Origin of the sequence: Burkholderia vietnamiensis LMG 10929 (genome assembly GCF_000959445.1) — a bacterium.
Classification (GTDB): Bacteria; Pseudomonadota; Gammaproteobacteria; order Burkholderiales; family Burkholderiaceae; genus Burkholderia; species Burkholderia vietnamiensis.
This window is the reverse complement of record NZ_CP009630.1, coordinates 1,365,808-1,383,854: the sequence shown is the minus strand read 5'-3', so window position 1 is coordinate 1,383,854 and position 18,047 is coordinate 1,365,808. Positions and strand designations below refer to the sequence as shown.

Here is an 18,047-nt window from a genome sequence, read left to right as displayed (position 1 = left end):
CGCGCGGGAGAGCACCATGAGCAAAACGATCATCCGAAGTCTGTGCGTCGTCCTGTTCGGCATCGCCGCGGCGCCGGGCATCGCCGCCGCGCAAAGCAGCGCCTACACGAACTCGGTCGCGGCGCTCTATGCCGGGCCGGCACCCGACTATCCGGTGGTCGCGCAACTTCCGCCCGGCACCGCGGTGGACGTGTTCGGCTGTCTGAGCGACTACTCGTGGTGCGACGTCGCGCTGCCTGGCGTGCGCGGCTGGATCGACGCGGAGCAGCTCGACTATCCCTACCAGGGCTACTACGTGCCGCTGATCGAATACGGCGCGATCGTCGGCGTACCGGTCACCGGGTTCGCGATCGGCGCGTACTGGGACCGCTATTACCGCAATCGCCCGTGGTTCCACGATCGCGATCGCTGGGAGCGTCGCGCCGAGCCGCGCATCGGTCCGGGAGGGCTCCCGCCGGGACAGGGACACCCGCAGCCGGGCGGCCCGATCCAGCGCGCGCCCGGCGGCGCTCCGCCGTCGCAGCACGATACGCGGCCGTCGGCCACGCGCGGCGGCTGGGGTGGACCGAACCGCATGCCGGCCCCGCAGGCGATGCCCCAGCCGGCGCCGGTACCGCACGCGGCGCCGCAACCGGGCCCGGCAGCCGCACCGCACCCGGCGCCGCCACCCGGGCCCGGTCCAGCCGTCGTGCGCCCGGCGCCCGGGCCGGGCGGCGGGCCGCGCATGCTGCCGCCGCAGGGAAACCCCGGTGGCGGCGGTTACGGCGGCCGGTCGCAAGGTGGCGGAAATGCCGGCGGCGGCCACGGTGGCGGCGTCGGCAACGACGAGTTTCGCCGCTGACACGCGGCGCCCGCGTTGGCGCGGGACGAAAAAAAGCCGCTCCGAAGAGCGGCTTGGGCAGCTTGCCGATCCGGCCGGTGGGCTGCGGGTGGGGCTCGGGTAGAAGCCGGGAACGAGCCCGTCTCGGCCCGTTCCCGGCCTCTAAGGCGACGGTCAGTCGTCGAGCAGCGACAGGTCGCGAACCGCGCCCTTGTCCGCCGACATCACGAGCTTCGCATAGGCCTTCAGCGCCGCCGACACCTTGCGCGGACGCGGCTGCGCCGGCTTCCAGCCCTTCGCGTTCTGCTCTTCGCGGCGGCGCGCGAGTTCTTCATCCGACACCAGCACGTCGATCGTGCGGTTCGGGATGTCGATGCGGATGCGGTCGCCGTCGCGCACGAGGCCGATCGCGCCGCCCGCGGCCGCCTCCGGCGAGCAATGGCCGATCGACAGCCCGGACGTGCCGCCCGAGAAGCGGCCATCGGTCAGCAGCGCGCATGCCTTGCCGAGGCCCTTCGACTTGATGTAGCTCGTCGGGTACAGCATTTCCTGCATGCCGGGGCCGCCCTTCGGGCCTTCGTAGCGCACGATCACCACGTCGCCGGCCTTGACCTTGTCGTTCAGGATGTTCTCGACCGCTTCGTCCTGCGACTCGGTCACGTGCGCGGAGCCCTCGAACACGAGAATGCTCTCGTCGACGCCGGCCGTCTTCACCACGCAGCCGTCGAGCGCGATGTTGCCGGTCAGCACGGCGAGGCCGCCTTCCTTCGAGAACGCGTGCTCGTACGAGCGGATGCAGCCCTCGGCGCGGTCGAGGTCGAGGCTGGGCCAGCGCGTGTCCTGGCTGAACGCGATCTGCGTCGGGACCCCGGCCGGGCCGGCCAGGTAGAACTTGCGCACCGCTTCGTCCTGCGTACGGACGATGTCCCACTGGTCGAGCGCATCTTTCAGCGTCGGCGCGTGGACCGTCGGCACGTCGGTGTGCAGCCGGCCCGCACGGTCGAGCTCGCCGAGGATCGCCATGATGCCGCCCGCGCGATGGACGTCTTCGATGTGGTACTTGTTCGTGTTCGGCGCGACCTTGCACAGCTGCGGCACGACGCGCGACAGGCGGTCGATGTCCTTCATCGTGAAGTCGATGCCGGCTTCGCGCGCGATCGCGAGCAGGTGCAGGATCGTGTTGGTCGAGCCGCCCATCGCGATGTCGAGCGTCATCGCGTTCTCGAACGCGTTGAAGCCGACCGAGCGCGGCAGCACGCGCACGTCGTCCTGTTCGTAGTACTGGCGGGTCAGCTCGACGATCCGGCGGCCGGCGCGCTTGAACAGCTGCTCGCGATCGGCGTGCGTCGCGACCACCGTGCCGTTGCCGGGCAGCGACAGGCCGAGCGCTTCGGTCAGGCAGTTCATCGAGTTCGCGGTGAACATGCCCGAGCACGAACCGCAGGTCGGGCATGCCGAGCGTTCGACTTCGGCGACGTCGGCGTCGGAGTACGACTGGTCGGCTGCGATCACCATCGCGTCGACGAGGTCGAGCTTCTTCAGCTCGATGGTCTTGGTGACCGGGTTCGCGAGGCGCGTCTTGCCGGCTTCCATCGGCCCGCCCGACACGAAGATCACCGGGATGTTCAGGCGCATCGCGGCCATCAGCATCCCCGGCGTGATCTTGTCGCAGTTCGAGATGCAGACCATTGCGTCCGCGCAGTGCGCGTTCACCATGTACTCGACCGAGTCGGCGATGATGTCGCGGCTCGGCAGCGAGTACAGCATCCCGTCGTGGCCCATCGCGATGCCGTCGTCGACGGCGATCGTGTTGAATTCCTTCGCGACGCCGCCGGCAGCCTCGATCTCGCGCGCGACCAGCTGGCCGAGATCCTTCAGGTGGACGTGCCCGGGCACGAATTGCGTGAACGAATTGACGACCGCGATGATCGGCTTCGAGAAATCGTCGTCTTTCATGCCGGTGGCGCGCCACAGCGAGCGCGCGCCCGCCATGTTGCGGCCGGCGGTGGAGGTTTTGGAGCGGTATGTGGGCATTGTGATGGCTGAAGAAATATCGCGGAAAAGGGTGGAGGCACGGGAATAAAGGCCTCTCTCGCGCCCGTGCGAACAACCTCTTGAGCTGCGCCCTGGGCAAACGGGGCAATTATCCCACAGCCGCCGGGCGTGCGCCGGCGGTGGGAGCGGGTGGTGGGGCACCGGGTTTGGCCATTCCATCGGCGATGAGCGGCCGCGGGCCGCGGCGCGCAGGGCAGGCCGTGTAGGCCGGCCCGCACCGCCACGCCTCACTCGACCAGCGCGAGAATCTCGTCGTACAGCGCCCGCGGAATCCGCACGCCGTGCGCGATGCTGCGCGCACGGGCGTCGAAGCGCCGCTGCGACGGCAGTCGCGCCCCTTGCGCGGTGATCGCGTCGAACAGCCGTTCGCCGCGCGCGAGACCCGCGTCGAGGTCGTCGCCGAGGAACACCTTCGGGTCGAACGCGACCACGAGCTCGCCGTGGCACGGCGTGGCGCCGACGCCGCCGTCGAACGCCAGCGACTCCTGACTCGTCAGGTCGCCGATCAGCGCGCCGCCGAGCAGCTCGACCATCGCCGCGAGCGCCGAGCCCTTGTGCCCGCCGAACGTGCGCATTGCGCCCCGCAGGGCGGCGTGCGGATCGGTGGTCGGCCGGCCGTCGGCGTCGATCGCCCAGTGCGGCGGGATCGCGTCGCCCCGTTTCGCGTGCAGCTCGATGTCGCCGCGCGCGATCGCGCTGGTCGCGAAGTCGAACACGAACGGCAGTCCGCCCGGGCGCGGCCAAGCGAACGCGATCGGATTCGTGCCGAACACCGGTTCGCGGCCGCCTTCCGGCGCGACCCAGCTGTGGCTCGGGTTCATCGCGATGCCGGCCAGCCCCTCGGCGGCGATCGCTTCGACTTCGGGCCACAGCGCCGAGAAGTGGTAGCAGTTGTTGATCGCCATCGCCGCGATGCCGTGTTGCTTCGCCATCCCGACGAGCACCGGCAGCCCCGTCTTGAAGCTCAGCAGCGAGAAGCCGCGATGCGCGTCGAGCGCGACGATCGACGACGACAGGCGTCGCAGCGTCGGCACGGCGCGTGGATCGACCTTGCCTTTCTTCAGCGTGCGCACGCACACGAGCAGCCGATACACGCCGTGCGAGTGGCACTCGTCGCGCTGGCCCTGCGTGATGACGTCGGCGATCGCATGCGCGTGTGCAAGCGACATCCCGTGGTGCATCAGCACCCGCAGCGCGAGTGCATGGACGTCGTCGAGCGCCAGCACGACGTCGGCGCGCGGCTCAGACATCGCGCGCTGCCCGCAGCGCCGGCACGCCGTCGATGCGTTGCGGCACGTTCAGCGGGTTGCCGTCGCGGAGCGCGTCGGGCAGCAGTGCGTCGGGCACGTCCTGGTACGACACCGGCCGCAGGAACCGCTCGATCGCGCGTGCGCCGACCGACGTGGTGCGCGTGTCGGACGTCGCCGGGAACGGGCCGCCGTGCACCATCGCGTGGCCGACCTCGACGCCCGTGCCGAAGCCGTTGACCAGAATGCGGCCGGCCTTGCGCTCGAGCGTCGGGCGCAGCGCGGCGAACAGCGGCGCGTCGTCGGCGGCGAGGTGCGCGGCGATCGTCAACTGGCCTTCGAGCGACTTCAGCACGCGATGCAGCGTATCGGCGTCCGGGCAGCGCACGATCAGCGACGCGGGGCCGAACACTTCATTGCGCAATTCGGGGTGCGCGACGAACGCGTCGGCCGACGTCGCGAACAGCGCGGCGCGCGCCTGGTAGCGGCCGCCCTCGGCGCCTTCGGCAAGCAGCTCGACCGCGCCGTGCGCACGCTGCGCGATCACGCCGCGCGTATAGCTCGCATGCATGTGCGGCGTCAGCATCGTCTGCGCCGCGCTCGCCTGGATGGCGGTGACCGCCGCGCCCTCGAACGCACGCAGGGCCGGGCCGTCGATCGCGAGCACCAGGCCGGGGTTCGTGCAGAACTGGCCGGCGCCGAGCGTGAGCGACGCGACGAACTGCGCCGCGATCGCATCGTGGCGTTCGGCGAGCGCGGCCGGGCACAGCAGCACCGGGTTGATCGAGCTCATTTCCGCATAGACGGGAATCGGCTCGTGGCGCACGGCCGCGATGTGCATCAGCGCGACGCCGCCGCCGCGCGAGCCGGTAAAGCCGACCGCCTTGATGCGCGCGTCGGCGACGAGCGCCTGACCGATCTCGCGCGACGCGTCGAACAGCAGCGAGAACACGCCGGCCGGCAGCGTGCAGTCGCGCACGGCCTGCTGGATCGCGCGGCCGACGAGCTCGGACGTGCCCGGATGCGCCGAGTGCGCCTTGACGATCACCGGGCAGCCGGCGGCCAGCGCCGACGCGGTGTCGCCGCCCGCCACCGAGAACGCGAGCGGGAAGTTCGACGCGCCGAACACGGCCACCGGGCCGATCGCGACGTTGCGCAGCCGTAGGTCCACGCGCGGCAGCGGCTTGCGCTCGGGGCGCGCGGGGTCGATGCGCGCATCGATGTAAGCGCCGTCACGCAGCAGCGCCGCGAACAGCGCGAGCTGGCCGACCGTGCGGCCGCGCTCGCCTTCGATGCGCGCGCGCGGCAGCCCGGTTTCGACGACGCAGCGTTCGATCAGCTCGTCGCCGAGCGCGACGATGTTGCGGCCGATCGCCTCGAGAAACGCGGCGCGTTGCTCGGGATGCGTGTCGCGATAGGTGTCGAAGGCGGCGTCGGCGAGCGCACAGGCCGTGTCGAGGTCGTGCGGGCTCGCGCCGCCGAATGCGGGCGCGAGCGGCTCGCCGGTCGCGGCGGCGATCGCGTGAAAGGTGCCGTTCCGTCCGGCGACGGCCGTCTGGCCGATCAGGAGCTGGCCTGTGAGTTGCATGGGGTTCCTTGGAAAATGCGGCGCCGCGCGCACTGCGTGCGGCCGGAGTGGAAGGGAGCGGAAAGCGGGGCGTCCGCCTTCGTCGTCGTCGAGCTGCAGCTCGTCGGCACGGATGCCGGTGCGGGCGCCCCAGTAATGGAGGACGAGCGCGACTGCCGCGACGACCGCCGTGTCGTACGGATGCGCGAGCCGGCCGATGCCGCCGAAGCCGCCGCGGAGCGGGGCAACGGGACGGGCGGATGGGCGTTGCCTTGGGCTGGCATGGGTGCGTCTCCTGGGATGTATCGGGGCCGGGGCCGGTGCGGGTGGCGGCCGGTCCGGACGAGCGGCGCGGGCGCCGGCCATTCATGCGCCGCGCGCGGCGCGCTGCGGCGAACGGGCTCGGCGCCGGCGATGCCGGGCACGCAAATGGCGAAGCGGCGGTGTGCCGCCGCCGCGCTGCCGGCAAGCGCCTGCCCCGCACGTTCGGCGGTTCGCCCGCTGACCGCTGACCAATGACGCACGGCCGGCGCGGTGCGCCGTGACGAAAGCGGCTTAACACCGCCCGCGCACCGGCCGGCTGCCGGGCGCGGCGCGAAGTCCGCCGCTTGTGGCCGACGTCCCGGCGCACCGCGTACGCCTGCCGCATCTCGATCGACGACCGGCGCGGCGACCTGCAACCAGTATCGCCGTGCCGGTGCCCATCACGCTTGAGCCGTATCGCGGAGCGGAATGACGAAATCGGCACAATGCGCGGCGCGCGTCCGGGCGGCGCCCGACGCTGTGCCGATTTCGTCGTCGGCCTCATCGAAAACCCACAAGCGGGCCGACGCGCGACGGAGGAAGCTATGCTCCTTTCCCATCTCGGACGGCTCATGATGAAGCGCATTCAGATCATCGATTCGCACACGGGCGGCGAACCCACGCGGCTCGTCGTGTCCGGCTTTCCTTCGCTCGGCAACGGCACGATGGCCGAGCGTCGCGACGTGCTCGCGCGCGAGCACGATCGCTACCGCACCGCCTGCATCCTCGAGCCGCGCGGCAGCGACGTGCTGGTCGGCGCGCTGCTGTGCGAGCCCGTGTCGCCCGACGCGGCGGCCGGCGTGATCTTCTTCAACAACAGCGGCTACCTCGGGATGTGCGGCCACGGCACGATCGGCGTCGTGCGCACGCTGCATCACATGGGCCGCATCGGGCCGGGCGTGCATCTGATCGAGACGCCGGTGGGCACCGTCGAGGCGACGCTGCACGACGACCTGTCGGTCAGCGTGCGCAACGTGCTCGCGTATCGCCATGCGAAGGCGGTCGAGGTCGACGTGCCGGGTTACGGCCCGGTGAAGGGCGACATCGCCTGGGGCGGCAACTGGTTCTTCCTGATCAGCGAGCACGGCCAGCGCGTCGCCGGCGACAACGTCGCGGCGCTGACCGCGTATTCGTCGGCGGTGCGCGCGGGGCTCGAGCGCGCCGGCATCACCGGCGCGAACGGCGGCGAGATCGACCATATCGAACTGTTCGCCGACGACCCCGAGCACGACAGCCGCAGCTTCGTGCTGTGTCCCGGCCATGCGTACGATCGCTCGCCCTGCGGCACCGGCACGAGCGCGAAGCTCGCGTGCCTCGCGGCCGACGGCAAGCTCGAACCGGGCGTCGTGTGGCGGCAGGCGAGCGTGATCGGCAGCGTGTTCCATGCGAGCTATGCGCTCGCCGACGGCGGCATCGTGCCGACGATTCGCGGCAGCGCCCACCTGAGCGCGGAAGCGACGCTGTTGATCGACGAAGACGATCCGTTCGGCTGGGGCATCGTGTCGTGAGCGGGACGACGACCGACGTCGTGGTGATCGGCGCCGGCATCGTCGGCGCGGCATGTGCGCACGAGCTGGCGCAGCGCGGGCTGCGTGTGCTGGTGGTCGACGACGCCAGCGGCGGCGCGACCGGCGCCGGCATGGGCCATCTCGTCGCGATGGACGACAACGCGGCCGAGCTCGCGCTGAGCCATTATTCGATCGGGCTGTGGCGCGCGCTCGCCGACCAGATGCCGCAGGGCTGCGCGTACCGCAACTGCGGCACGCTGTGGCTCGCGGCCGACGCGCACGAGATGGATCTCGCGCGCGCGAAGCAGGCGACGCTCGCCGCGCACGGCGTGGCCGGCGAGCTGATCGACGCGGCGACGCTCGCGCGGCTCGAGCCGATGCTGCGCGCGGGCCTCGGCGGCGCGCTGAAGATCCCCGGCGATGCGATTCTCTATGCGCCCGTCGCAGCCAGCTGGCTGCTGCAGCGCGCGCCGGGCGTCGCGTTGCGCCGCGATCGCGCGGTGGCGGTCGACGGCGCGAGCGTGACGCTCGCGAGCGGCGACACGCTGCGCGCGCAGCGCGTGGTGGTCGCCAACGGCGTCGCTGCACGCGCGCTGTTACCCGAACTGCCGTTGCGCCCGAAGAAGGGCCACCTGTTGATCACCGACCGCTATCCCGGCCGCGTGTCGCACCAGCTCGTCGAGCTCGGCTATGCGGCGAGCGCGCACGCGAGCGACGGCACGTCGGTGGCGTTCAACGTGCAGCCGCGGCCGACCGGCCAGTTGCTGATCGGCTCATCGCGCCAGTTCGACACCGACGACGCGCGCGTCGAGCAGCCGGTGCTCGCGCGAATGCTGCGCCGCGCGGCCGGCTATCTGCCGGAGCTGGCCGACTTGAACGGCATTCGCGCATGGACGGGCTTCCGTTCGGCGAGCCCCGACGGCCTGCCGCTGCTGGGCGAGCATCCGGCGCGGCCGGGCGTGTGGCTCGCGGTCGGGCACGAAGGGCTCGGCGTGACGACCGCGCCGGTCAGCGCCCGGCTCGTCGCCGCGGCGATGACCGGCGAGCGGCCGCCCATCGACATCGAACCGTATTTGCCGGGACGTTTTCTCGCGACGTCCCCCGTAGCCGGAGCGCATTCTTCATGATCATTCATCTGGACGGCCGCGCGCTGACCGTGGCCGACGGCGCAACCGTCGCGGCCGCCGTCGCGGCGAGCGGCGACGATACGACGCGCGTGTCGTGCACGGGCACCGCGCGTGCGCCGTTTTGCGGCATGGGAATCTGCCAGGAGTGCAGGATGACGATCGACGGCCGGCGCCGGCTGGCTTGCCAGACGCTGTGCCGCGACGGGATGCGGGTGGAGCGCACGCGATGAAACAGGAACGACTGAGCGTCGACGTCGCGGTCGTCGGCGCGGGGCCGGCGGGGCTGTCGGCCGCGGGCGCCGCCGCGCGCAGCGGCGCGACGGTCGCGATCGTCGACGACAACCCGCGCGCCGGCGGGCAGATCTGGCGCCAGGCAGTCGACGCGACGCCGGCGCCGGCCGCCGCCGAACGGCTCGCGGTGCTGCGCCGGCCGAACGTCACGCATCTCGCAGCTACGCGGATCGTCGCCGAAACGCAGCCGGGCACGCTGCTGCTCGAGGACGACGAGCGTGGCTTTCTGCTGGAATTCCGCACGCTGATCGTCTGTAGCGGCGCGCGCGAGCTGCTGCTGCCGTTCCCCGGCTGGACGCTGCCCGGCGTAACCGGCGCGGGCGGCCTGCAGGCGCTGATCAAATACGGCCTCGACGTGCGCGGACAGCGCATCGTGATCGCCGGCAGCGGCCCGCTGCTGCTCGCGAGCGCGGCGACGGCCCGGCACGCCGGCGCGCGGGTGTCGCACGTGCTCGAACAGGCCGCGTGGCGCGATGTCGCCGGTTTCGGCGCAGGGCTGTGGCGCTGGCCGTCGAAGCTCGCGCAGGCCGCGAAGCTCGCCACGGCCGTCTATCGGCCGGATGCGTACGTCGTCGAAGCGTTCGGCGACCAACGGCTCGAGCGCGTGCGGATCCGGCAGGGCGAGCGCGAGTACGAGGTCGACTGCGATCGGCTCGCGTGCGGCTTCGGGCTCGTGCCGAACACCGTGTTGCCGAGCCATCTCGGCTGCCGGATCGAGCACGGCGCGGTCGTGGTGGACGCGCACCAGCGCACGAGCCGCGACGGCTGTTTCGCGGCGGGCGAATGTACGGGCGTCGGCGGCAGCGAGCTGGCGATGGTCGAAGGCGAAATCGCCGGTCATGCGGCGACCGGGCAGACGGCGCGGCTCGCCGCGCTGGTCGAGCAGCGCGCGCGTTGGCAGGCATTCGGCGATGCGGTGCGCGAGCGCTTTGCGATCCGCGAGCCGATCCGCCGGCTCGCACGGCCCGATACGCTGCTGTGCCGTTGCGAGGACGTGCGCTACGACGCCGTCGCGCCGGCCCACGGCTGGACGGCCGCGAAGCTGCAGACGCGCTGCGGGATGGGCGCGTGCCAAGGCCGCGTGTGCGGCGCGGCCGCGCACGCGCTGTTCGGCTGGACGCCGCCCGCGCCGCGCACGCCGCTCGTGCCCGCGCGGGTCGGCACGCTGATGCTCGACGATACCGATACGGCGTCCTGCGACGGCGTCTGAGCCGTCGCAGCGAAGCAGCACGCGGCGCGGCGCAGTTGTCGCGTCGCGCATCCCTCCGTTTGCCTTTTCCGTCTCGCTGCGACCGAGTGCCGCGCGAGCGCACTGCCGACAAACAATATATACAACGATATAATATTCCAACTGAAATCGTAGCGAGGGTACCGATGAACGCAGATTCCGTCTCTGGACTGCCCGAGCCCGACGAAATGCGCGCCGCCGCCGAGTCGGCGTGCGCGTTGCTCAGGGTGCTGTCCAATCCCGACCGGCTGCTGCTGCTGTGCGAACTGTCGCAGGGCGAGCGCTGTGTGAGCGATCTCGAAGCGCGGCTCGACATTCGGCAGCCGACGCTGTCGCAGCAACTCGGCGTGTTGCGCGACAACGCGCTCGTCCGAACGCGTCGCGAAGGCAAGAACATTCACTACTCGCTCGACAGCCCGGCCGCGATCGCGGTGATGGGTGTGCTCTACGAACAATTCTGCGGCCCGGCCGCGACGAGGAGGCGTCATGCAGATTGATACGTTTCATTTCACGCCGGCGCTATCGCTTGCCGGTGGTGTGCTGATCGGACTGGCCGCCGCGTGGCTCGTCGCGTTCAACGGGCGTATCGCGGGGATCAGCGGCATCGTCGGGGGGCTGCTCACGGCCCGCGGCGGCGAGCGCGCGTGGCGCGCCGCATTCGTCGCCGGGTTGATCGCCGCGCCGCTGATGATGCGCGTCGCCGGCAGCGGTGCGATGCCGCAGGTCAATGCCGGCTGGGGCGAACTGCTGGCGGCCGGGTTGCTGGTCGGCATCGGCACGCGCTATGCGGGTGGATGTACGAGCGGTCACGGGGTGTGCGGGTTGTCGCGCGGCGCGGTCAGATCGATCGTCGCGACGGCGGTGTTCATGGTGGCGGGTTTCGCGACCGTATTCGTGCGCAGGCACGTGCTCGGAGGCTGACATGCAGGCAGGATTTGCGTTTCTGGCGGGACTGCTGTTCGGCGCGGGGCTCATCGTGTCCGGGATGGCGAATCCGGAAAAAGTGCTCGGTTTTCTCGATCTGGCCGGTCGCTGGGATCCGTCGCTCGCGTTCGTGATGGCCGGCGCGATCGGCGTTGCCGTGTTCGCGTTCGCATGGGCGAAGCGCCGCACGCTATCGCTGCTCGGCTTGCCGATCCAGTTGCCGGCTGCGCGGGCGATTACGGTGCGGCTCGTCGCGGGCAGCGCCGTGTTCGGCATCGGCTGGGGGCTGGCCGGATTCTGCCCGGGGCCGGCGATCGTATCGGTCGGGTTCGGCTCGCTCAAGGGCAGCGCGTTCGTTGCCGCGATGCTGGTCGGGATGGTGTTGTTCGAATGGATCGAGCGGCGGCGGAACGCTTAGTGGCAGGGAGGCGGGGAGCGGGCGTGGTCGGGCGGTGTTCATCGCTGGGCGGTGACAGCGGTGGGGTCGCTCGTTTGAATTGCTTCTGCAGGTGCACGGACGCACGGTGACACGGCAGACGGCAGACGGCGCGAAACGCCGAGGGCACGCGGCAACACGGCGTACGGGGTCGTGACGACGCGGCCCGTCTATAGCCGCCGCGTTACGGCCGTTCACGCGCATGACGCGCGCCGAGCGCCTGCGCCACGCACCGCCGCAGCCATGCTTGCAACATCGCGAACATACCGGGCCGCGGCGCAGGTGGCGCGATGCTCGCGCCGCTCGGCCGCGAGCCGTCAGCGGACAACATCAGGTGGCCGGCCGTGTCGATCGCCATGCATTCGCCTTCGTCGAGCACGCGGCGCATGTACGGCGGCGTCTCGGGCAGCCAGTCGAGACCGCCGTGGCGCCAAGTGACCGCGAGCGCGCCGTCGAGCACGACGATCCGGCTGCCTTTGTCGAACCACGCAAAGTGGCTTTGCCCGGCGTCGAGCCGGATATGTTCCGTGCGCATGGCGAGTCGTTTTCCAGGTTCCGCGGCCCCGCGACGGCGGGACGATAGCGTGAGACAAGATTAAGAAAACGCGTGCGAGCGGGACAGATTCAGCGAGCCGCGATCTGTTGCGGTGCAGGCGGCGATTTGGTCGCGCTGTATCGGTGGGTTTTCCTGACATCTGTATCTGGCGCCCGGGAAGGCGCGCGGGCACGATCGCTCGCATGACGCCCATCGACGCCCCGTCCCGCACGCCCTTGCCGATGACCGGCGCACCGCTCTATGAGCGGCTCGCCGAGCATTACCGCCGCATCATTGCGGCCGGCACACTGTCGCCCGGCGACCGGATGCCGTCGGTCCGCGCGTTCATGGCGCAACATGCGGTGAGTTTGTCGACCGCGATCCAGACGTTCCGGCGGCTCGAGGATACGGGTTGGTGCGAGGCGAAGCCGCGCTCGGGCTATTTCGTGCGACGCCGCGCCGCGGCGGCGCTCGGCACGTTGCCGGAAACCGAAGCGCCGCCGCTGAGTGTCGCGCCGCCGTTCGCGGGGCTGCACGAGCGCGTGTCGCGCGTAATCGATCGCGGCAATGCGGCGTCCGATGCGCTGAACCTCGGTGGTGCCTCCGCGTCGGCGACGCTCTATCCGGCCGAGCCGCTGCAGGCGCTCGCGATCCGGCTGCTGCGGCGCAAACCGACGCTGCTGACCGATGCGGGGCCGGTGGGCGGGTCGCCCGAATTCCGGCAGACGATGGCCCGACGCGCGCTGTCTTACGGCGTGACCGTCGCGCCGGACGACGTGATGTCGACGAGCGGCGGTGTCGACGCGGTGAATCTCGCGCTGCGTGCGGTCGCGCAGCCCGGCGACACGATCGCGATCGAATCGCCGGCCTTCTTCGGCCTGATCCAGATGCTCGAGAGCCTCGGGCTGCGCGCGCTCGAGATTCCGGCGAGCCCGACGACCGGGCTGTCGATCGAAGCGCTCGACGTGGCGCTGACCGCGTATCCGGACATCCGCGCCGTGGTGGTCGTGCCGAATCTGCAGAACCCGCTCGGCAGCGTGATGCCGGACGAGCGCAAGGCCGCGCTGGTCGCGCTGTGTTCGCGACACGGCGTTGCCGTGATCGAAGACGAACCGTACCGCGAACTCGTCGAGGCGCCGCACGCGGTGAAGCCCGTCAAGGCCTGGGATCGCGACGGCACGGTGATCTACTGTCCGTCGTTCAACAAGGTGCTTGCGCCCGGCATGCGGCTCGGCTGGATCAGTGCGGGCCGCTGGCACGCGCGCGTGAAGATGCTCAAGTTCGCGCACAGCCGGCACAACGCGGCGTTGCTGCAGGCCGTCGCGGCCGAGTTCGTCGGCTCCGGCGCGTTCGATCGCCATCTGCACCGGTTCCGCGAACAGCTTCGCGTGCAGCGCGACGTGACGATCGATGCGATCGCGCGGCATTTTCCTTCAGGCACGAGAATGAACCGCCCGCCGGGCGGCATGCTTCTGTGGATCGCGCTGCCGGACGGCGTGCATTCCGAAGCCTTGTTCGACGTGGCGCTGGCCCAAGGGATACGGATTGCGCCGGGTTCGATCTTCTCGAATTCCGACCGCTTCGACGCGTACATTCGGCTTGCCTGCACGCGGGTATTCGATGCGGCGCACGAAGAGGCGATCCAAACGCTTGGCCGATTGATACGCGATGCGGCGGCCGCTGCGTAAGCGCGGGCGCCGGCTCGGCACGGGCGTAGCCTTCCGCGCCCGTTTGCCGCGACGGCGGGACGGGGCGGCCGATATGGCGGGTCGTGCTTGCGCCGGTCGCGCGCCGTGCGACGCTGCGCCACCGGTATGACTTCGGCGCGTTCATCGACCGACCGTATGCGTGGCGAGGTGCTGACGGATCAGCGACAGATAGCGATCGCCGACGGAGAAGTCGCGCGCGACACGCGACCGCTCGGGCTGGCGCAGCGTTGCCGGCGCGCTCACGCCCAGATAGCGGCAAAGCGCGGACGGAAACGGCTTGCGCGTATGGCCGAGCTGGCGCGCCGCGCGCTCGACGCGGGCGTCGCCGACCTGTGCACGCAGCCAGGCGAGCACTTGCCGATCGGTGTCGTTGACGATACGGACCAGATGTTCCGCTTTAAACAGGGACCCTTGTTGCATAAGGCTCTCCGGGTGTTCTCGTCGATCGACCGGGCCGGCCGCGATGCAACGCTACGCCGGACCCGGAGCCGACAACCAGTCCTGCCGACGGTGGCGCGTGCTTCGTGCCGGTGCCGCCAATACTGGTTGGTTATACAGCTGGTTATCCATACAGTATTTGGGGCGAAGCGGGTTGTCAAGTGCAATGACGAGCTATGTGGGGCTTAGGAGGTGCGGGAGGTGGCAGGAAGGGCCGCGCTGTAGGAGCGCGAAAGGGGCAGTTGAGCGGCGTCCGTTGCAGGCCATGATCACCTCGACGCTTTCGACGCTGATGCCGCTAGCGCTCTCGCAGCGTGACAAGTTTCAGCGTTCCCTGGTCGACGCGGCGATAGACCGATGGTTAGGGAACTACTGAGCAAATGACCGCCTTGACGCGGTATGGCTTCTTCAAGGTGGTAGTGGTCAGAGCGCGTCTGGCATGGGCGCTCTGGCACGTCGCAACCCGACCCAGGTGACTTTCGGATAGTCCTCGCCCTCAGCCGAAGAGGCCCAACGAAGGTACGGCGTAAGTGGCGAGATAGAACAACGCGGAGAAGAGCGTCACGACGGCAAATACAACGCCCCATTTCCGACTCGACCATCGCTTATAGGCGACTGCATTCAACGCGCAGAACACGATCGCCGGCCAAAGCAGCAGTCCTAGCGTCGTCAGAAAAAAGGCGGCATGAGAGCCACAATGCTCGAGATCGTTACAGCCCGTGGAATGTGACGGAGGCGCGGGCCAGTGCATATGGCTGAATGTATAGCCGGACGCCCATGTGACCAGCAAACCCCACACGAACCCCGACAACGCGAGCCCTGTACGTTTCATTTCACTTCCCAAAAAAGGATTTCTTTCGAGTTGGCCAGATCGGAGAACGCGTTGTCTCTTCGACCTCGCAACCACGACAACGGGTTCGGCATGGAGGACATACCCACGCGGAACCGAAGAAACGACGCCAAGTTGGGGGTCAACGTGTCCTTGTTCCACAAGTCGATGTGTCCGCCCGTCAGGGTGCTGTCGGAGGAATCGCCTTCTTGTCGCCAGTAACCGAAAAAGTAGATGATGCCCGTTCGACCTTTTACCGTGCTCTGCCAATCCGTGCCAGTGATGTTCTCCGGTTTGCCCAGTCCCAAGAACGGTTGCAATTTCAACCACTCGGCCAGCTCATAGGCGCGGGTCGCCGTAGCCTTGCCGTTGAGTATGAGACGGCCCAACTCTTTCTTCCCAGGCATGGGCTTCACGACCTTCTGCGAAAACGACTTCATATCGCTTCCGATATTGTGAAAGGTGACGCTCATGCGGATGGCACATTGATTCTCGTATTGACCCGTCGGGTCGTCGTATGGATCTTTGCCTGGATAGGCGTTCCAAAGCGCCTGAAACGTGATCGATTTCAACTGGACCGGCTTGACTGAATCAGGCGTATTGTTCGAGCGAATCTTCAGCGGTTTGTTCGGCATTGTTAAGCCTCGTTTTGCTTGGCGATAGCATCGTCTCCCCAGTAAACCGTGTAGTCATTTGGGTTATGGCCGGTATGGATGCGCGGTAGCATGCCGCTTGCGTCGAGTTGCCCTTGAAACAAACGACCTTCTGTTGTTTCAACGTAGTAAGGGTAGCCTTCCGGAGCATCAGCAGTCACCTTCACTTGCTCGTCGTAGGCATCGGCCAAAGTGGGCGCTACGGTCCCGGCTGCGGCAACATCACCAGCAGCGAAACGGGAGTAGCTGTGCTGCCCGCTACCGCCCGGGTCGTCATCGCACCATGACTCACCGCTGAGCGCCGCAATAATACGCGGCGGCCGCGGGCATCTGCACAGTACGATGTCGCCGTCCAGCGCGACCTCCGCTATGAACCGTATGCGGTAGTGTCCCCCGGACTTGGCAATGACGCCGTTGCTTTCACACGCTGTGCAAAATGCTTGACCGCCAATCAGGGCGACTTGGTGGCCCATGAAGATCATTGGCGGCCCGTCTGCCGGTAGGACAGTGCCGCCACTGGATAGCGTGTCGCCCACAGACGCGATTCTTCTTTTCATTATTTGGCCCTCGCGGAAAAAGCGAATCGTAGTCGCGTGGCTCCGCAATTCCTCTCAATATTGCCGAGGGCCGCTATATCGTTCTTTTGAAGAATCAGTTGATCTTCTCGCGGGGCATTGGGCCCGTCAGGAATCTGGTTTGTTGAGGTCGTTTAAAAAGCTCTGCCGATACGCGAGATGAATCACTCGCCGACGACACGGTAGACCGCGTGCGCAGCGACTCTCGCCCCCTTGGCCGTCGCATCCGAGGCACTACAACGCGAAGCGACCGCCCAACGTGCAGACACCCCGTTCGCCCCGCGCCTTCCCGCCAGGTTCGCTTCGACAACCTCGCGCGACGAGGCAACGGTACGCGGGCTCCGGCGAGCCCGCGCGCCCATACGCGCCCATCCCCCCCACTCAGCGCGTCCGCGCCGCGCCCCGGGCCACTCCATCGGAACCGCCCCGCGGCACGAGTTCCGCATAGCGCGCATCGGTGAGCGTGCCGAGGAAGGCGACGATGTCGTCGATCTCGGCGTCGGTCAGCGCCGGCGGCGTGCCCGGCCGACGATTCAGCGGCGTCGAATTGACGTTGATGTTGCCGCGATAGGCCACCGGCACGTCGTCGAACGTCCGTGCGCCGTGATACCAGAACGCAGGGTCGGTCGAGCGCGTGTTGTAGAACGCGACGGCGTCGCGCAGCGTGCGGAACACGCCGTTGTGCATGAACGTCTGCTTGACCGCGACGTTGCGCAGCCCCGGCGTGCGCAGGTAGCCGCACCATTGCGTCGGCTCCGGCCAGCGCAGGCGCGCGGCGGTGTCGCACAGTCCGTTGTCGAAATGCCGCGGATCGCGGTTCGCGGCGAGCGCCCGGTTGCGCGGCACCGCAATCGCGTCGTAGCCGAAATCGGTGAACAGCGAGCGCTCCGGCCGGCTGGACGTCTCCGACAGCGTATGGCAACTCATGCAGTTGCCCTTGTCGGGATTGCGAAACAGCGCCAGGCCGCGCATCTCGGCCGGAGCAAGCGGCGCACGCGTGCGCAGAAACGCGTCGAAGCGCGACGTGAACGGCGCCATTTCATCGCTCTGCAGATAAGCCTCCATCGCCGACCCGAGCGCCTGCACCAGCCGTTCGGGATCGCGCCGCACCGACGCGCCGAACCTCGCGGCGAGATCGCCGGCCAGTTCGGTGCCGTCAACCTTGCGCAGCAGCGCGGCCGGCGACCGGTTGTTCATTTCGTTCGGATCGAACAGCGGCCCGCGGATCTGTTCGGCGAGCGTATCCGCGCGGCCGTCGTCGAACAGCCCACCGAACGGCGCCGGCGCCGGCGCGTCGTCGTCCTGGTAGAAGTGGCGGCGCGGCACGTAGCGCACATACAGCAGCGACGGCGCGTTGCGCCGGCTGAAGCGGCCCGGGCGGCTGCCTTCCGGCACGCCGGGCCCCGCGAGTGCGGCGGCCGACAGCGTCGGCGCGAATGCGCGCGCCGGATCGTGGCAGCCCGCGCACGACATGCCGCGCGGCTCGGACAGCCGCGAATCGAAGAAGATCCGACGGCCGAGCGCGACGAGCGTCGGGTCGGGCGCGAAACGGGCGGTAGCCGCATCGATCTTGCCCGCCACCTGCGGTGTGCCGTCGCCGATCGTGCCGACCACGCGCGACGGCGGTGCGCCCGCCAGCAGCGTCGTTTCCGGCAGTGCGGCCCGCGTCGACGGCGCCGCCGATAGGGCGATCCCAACGAGTGCCGCTGCAGCGGCCATGCGTATCGTCCGGCTGCCGACGCTGGAAGTCGAGGCAGTCGCCGGACCGGCGACTGCGCCGTTCGCCCACCCATATGCGCCCG

Annotated in this window: 18 protein-coding genes; 9 read left to right on the top strand and 9 right to left on the bottom strand. The window is 69.2% G+C overall.

Annotated features, from left to right (window positions below; all coding sequences use genetic code 11):
• Positions 1-16: 16 nt before the first annotated feature.
• Positions 17-841 (top strand): SH3 domain-containing protein, encoded by an 825-nt coding sequence (locus AK36_RS06175; RefSeq protein WP_045578106.1) that lies wholly within the window; start codon positions 17-19, stop codon positions 839-841.
• A 153-nt stretch (positions 842-994) separates the two neighbouring features.
• Here the strand turns inward: AK36_RS06175 and ilvD are convergent, their stop codons facing one another.
• The 3 genes from ilvD to AK36_RS06160 all read right to left on the bottom strand — a co-directional run bounded on the left by ilvD (position 995) and on the right by AK36_RS06160 (position 5,710).
• A complete protein-coding gene (gene ilvD / locus AK36_RS06170; RefSeq protein WP_045578105.1) occupies positions 995-2,854 on the bottom strand; it encodes a dihydroxy-acid dehydratase in 1,860 nt (619 codons plus the stop codon).
• Between the two features lie 248 nt (positions 2,855-3,102).
• Entirely contained in the window at positions 3,103-4,125 is a 1,023-nt protein-coding gene (locus tag AK36_RS06165) for an Ldh family oxidoreductase (RefSeq protein WP_045578104.1), read from the bottom strand.
• Positions 4,118-5,710: an aldehyde dehydrogenase (NADP(+)) gene (locus AK36_RS06160; protein WP_045578103.1), complete on the bottom strand. Its 1,593-nt coding sequence runs from the start codon at positions 5,708-5,710 to the stop codon at positions 4,118-4,120. Before AK36_RS06160 ends, AK36_RS06165 begins: the two co-directional genes overlap by 8 nt.
• A gap of 857 nt (positions 5,711-6,567) precedes the next feature.
• Here AK36_RS06160 and AK36_RS06145 point away from each other — a divergent pair.
• The 7 genes from AK36_RS06145 (at position 6,568) to AK36_RS06115 (ending at position 11,488) form a co-directional block, all read left to right on the top strand.
• Positions 6,568-7,500, top strand: coding sequence for a 4-hydroxyproline epimerase (locus AK36_RS06145; protein ID WP_034193876.1), 933 nt, complete (start codon positions 6,568-6,570; stop codon positions 7,498-7,500).
• Positions 7,497-8,627 carry an NAD(P)/FAD-dependent oxidoreductase gene (locus tag AK36_RS06140; protein ID WP_045578101.1) on the top strand — a complete coding sequence of 377 codons (1,131 nt, stop codon included), beginning with the start codon at positions 7,497-7,499 and terminating at the stop codon, positions 8,625-8,627. Before AK36_RS06145 ends, AK36_RS06140 begins: the two co-directional genes overlap by 4 nt.
• The gene (locus AK36_RS06135; RefSeq protein WP_045578100.1) at positions 8,624-8,857 is read left to right on the top strand and encodes a 2Fe-2S iron-sulfur cluster-binding protein; all 234 of its coding nucleotides are present in this window, start codon (positions 8,624-8,626) and stop codon (positions 8,855-8,857) included. The genes AK36_RS06140 and AK36_RS06135 overlap by 4 nt, the downstream gene beginning before the upstream one ends.
• Entirely contained in the window at positions 8,854-10,128 is a 1,275-nt protein-coding gene (locus tag AK36_RS06130; protein ID WP_045578099.1) for an NAD(P)/FAD-dependent oxidoreductase, read from the top strand. The genes AK36_RS06135 and AK36_RS06130 overlap by 4 nt, the downstream gene beginning before the upstream one ends.
• A gap of 164 nt (positions 10,129-10,292) precedes the next feature.
• Positions 10,293-10,643, top strand: a complete 351-nt coding sequence (locus AK36_RS06125; RefSeq protein WP_045578098.1) for an ArsR/SmtB family transcription factor — start codon at positions 10,293-10,295, stop codon at positions 10,641-10,643.
• Positions 10,633-11,067, top strand: coding sequence for a YeeE/YedE family protein (locus AK36_RS06120; protein ID WP_014725065.1), 435 nt, complete (start codon positions 10,633-10,635; stop codon positions 11,065-11,067). The genes AK36_RS06125 and AK36_RS06120 overlap by 11 nt, the downstream gene beginning before the upstream one ends.
• 1 nt (position 11,068) lies before the next feature.
• Positions 11,069-11,488: a DUF6691 family protein gene (locus AK36_RS06115; protein WP_045578097.1), complete on the top strand. Its 420-nt coding sequence runs from the start codon at positions 11,069-11,071 to the stop codon at positions 11,486-11,488.
• A 202-nt stretch (positions 11,489-11,690) separates the two neighbouring features.
• Here the strand turns inward: AK36_RS06115 and AK36_RS06110 are convergent, their stop codons facing one another.
• Positions 11,691-12,041, bottom strand: coding sequence for a hypothetical protein (locus AK36_RS06110; RefSeq protein WP_045578096.1), 351 nt, complete (start codon positions 12,039-12,041; stop codon positions 11,691-11,693).
• A 203-nt stretch (positions 12,042-12,244) separates the two neighbouring features.
• Here AK36_RS06110 and AK36_RS06105 point away from each other — a divergent pair, with 203 nt between their 5' ends.
• A complete protein-coding gene (locus AK36_RS06105; protein WP_085954507.1) occupies positions 12,245-13,729 on the top strand; it encodes an aminotransferase-like domain-containing protein in 1,485 nt (494 codons plus the stop codon).
• 141 nt (positions 13,730-13,870) lie between these two features.
• Here the strand turns inward: AK36_RS06105 and AK36_RS06100 are convergent, their stop codons facing one another.
• The 5 genes from AK36_RS06100 to AK36_RS06080 form a co-directional block, all read right to left on the bottom strand.
• A complete protein-coding gene (locus AK36_RS06100) occupies positions 13,871-14,170 on the bottom strand; it encodes a CppA family protein (protein WP_011881997.1) in 300 nt (99 codons plus the stop codon).
• A 514-nt stretch (positions 14,171-14,684) separates the two neighbouring features.
• Positions 14,685-15,020 carry a hypothetical protein gene (locus tag AK36_RS30740; protein WP_080938615.1) on the bottom strand — a complete coding sequence of 112 codons (336 nt, stop codon included), beginning with the start codon at positions 15,018-15,020 and terminating at the stop codon, positions 14,685-14,687.
• On the bottom strand, positions 15,017-15,652 hold the full coding sequence (locus AK36_RS06090; RefSeq protein ID WP_080938614.1) for a type VI secretion system amidase effector protein Tae4: 636 nt from the start codon (positions 15,650-15,652) through the stop codon (positions 15,017-15,019). Before AK36_RS06090 ends, AK36_RS30740 begins: the two co-directional genes overlap by 4 nt.
• A gap of 2 nt (positions 15,653-15,654) precedes the next feature.
• Positions 15,655-16,227, bottom strand: coding sequence for a PAAR domain-containing protein (locus AK36_RS06085; protein WP_045578094.1), 573 nt, complete (start codon positions 16,225-16,227; stop codon positions 15,655-15,657).
• A gap of 399 nt (positions 16,228-16,626) precedes the next feature.
• On the bottom strand, positions 16,627-17,964 hold the full coding sequence (locus tag AK36_RS06080; RefSeq protein ID WP_045578093.1) for a cytochrome-c peroxidase: 1,338 nt from the start codon (positions 17,962-17,964) through the stop codon (positions 16,627-16,629).
• Positions 17,965-18,047: the final 83 nt, after the last annotated feature.

Bases quoted from the DNA above. Each gene is read 5' to 3' on its own strand.
- AK36_RS06120 (WP_014725065.1), top strand. From the start codon at position 10,633: ATGCAGATTGATACGTTTCATTTCACGCCGGCGCTATCGCTTGCCGGT.
- AK36_RS06085 (WP_045578094.1), bottom strand. From the start codon at position 16,227: ATGAAAAGAAGAATCGCGTCTGTGGGCGACACGCTATCCAGTGGCGGC.
- AK36_RS06175 (WP_045578106.1), top strand. From the start codon at position 17: ATGAGCAAAACGATCATCCGAAGTCTGTGCGTCGTCCTGTTCGGCATC.
- AK36_RS06135 (WP_045578100.1), top strand. From the start codon at position 8,624: ATGATCATTCATCTGGACGGCCGCGCGCTGACCGTGGCCGACGGCGCA.
- AK36_RS06080 (WP_045578093.1), bottom strand. From the start codon at position 17,964: ATGGCCGCTGCAGCGGCACTCGTTGGGATCGCCCTATCGGCGGCGCCG.
- AK36_RS06130 (WP_045578099.1), top strand. From the start codon at position 8,854: ATGAAACAGGAACGACTGAGCGTCGACGTCGCGGTCGTCGGCGCGGGG.
- AK36_RS06090 (WP_080938614.1), bottom strand. From the start codon at position 15,652: ATGCCGAACAAACCGCTGAAGATTCGCTCGAACAATACGCCTGATTCA.
- AK36_RS06165 (WP_045578104.1), bottom strand. From the start codon at position 4,125: ATGTCTGAGCCGCGCGCCGACGTCGTGCTGGCGCTCGACGACGTCCAT.
- AK36_RS06145 (WP_034193876.1), top strand. From the start codon at position 6,568: ATGAAGCGCATTCAGATCATCGATTCGCACACGGGCGGCGAACCCACG.
- AK36_RS06125 (WP_045578098.1), top strand. From the start codon at position 10,293: ATGAACGCAGATTCCGTCTCTGGACTGCCCGAGCCCGACGAAATGCGC.
- AK36_RS06160 (WP_045578103.1), bottom strand. From the start codon at position 5,710: ATGCAACTCACAGGCCAGCTCCTGATCGGCCAGACGGCCGTCGCCGGA.
- AK36_RS06110 (WP_045578096.1), bottom strand. From the start codon at position 12,041: ATGCGCACGGAACATATCCGGCTCGACGCCGGGCAAAGCCACTTTGCG.
- AK36_RS06100 (WP_011881997.1), bottom strand. From the start codon at position 14,170: ATGCAACAAGGGTCCCTGTTTAAAGCGGAACATCTGGTCCGTATCGTC.
- ilvD (WP_045578105.1), bottom strand. From the start codon at position 2,854: ATGCCCACATACCGCTCCAAAACCTCCACCGCCGGCCGCAACATGGCG.
- AK36_RS30740 (WP_080938615.1), bottom strand. From the start codon at position 15,020: ATGAAACGTACAGGGCTCGCGTTGTCGGGGTTCGTGTGGGGTTTGCTG.
- AK36_RS06115 (WP_045578097.1), top strand. From the start codon at position 11,069: ATGCAGGCAGGATTTGCGTTTCTGGCGGGACTGCTGTTCGGCGCGGGG.
- AK36_RS06105 (WP_085954507.1), top strand. From the start codon at position 12,245: ATGACGCCCATCGACGCCCCGTCCCGCACGCCCTTGCCGATGACCGGC.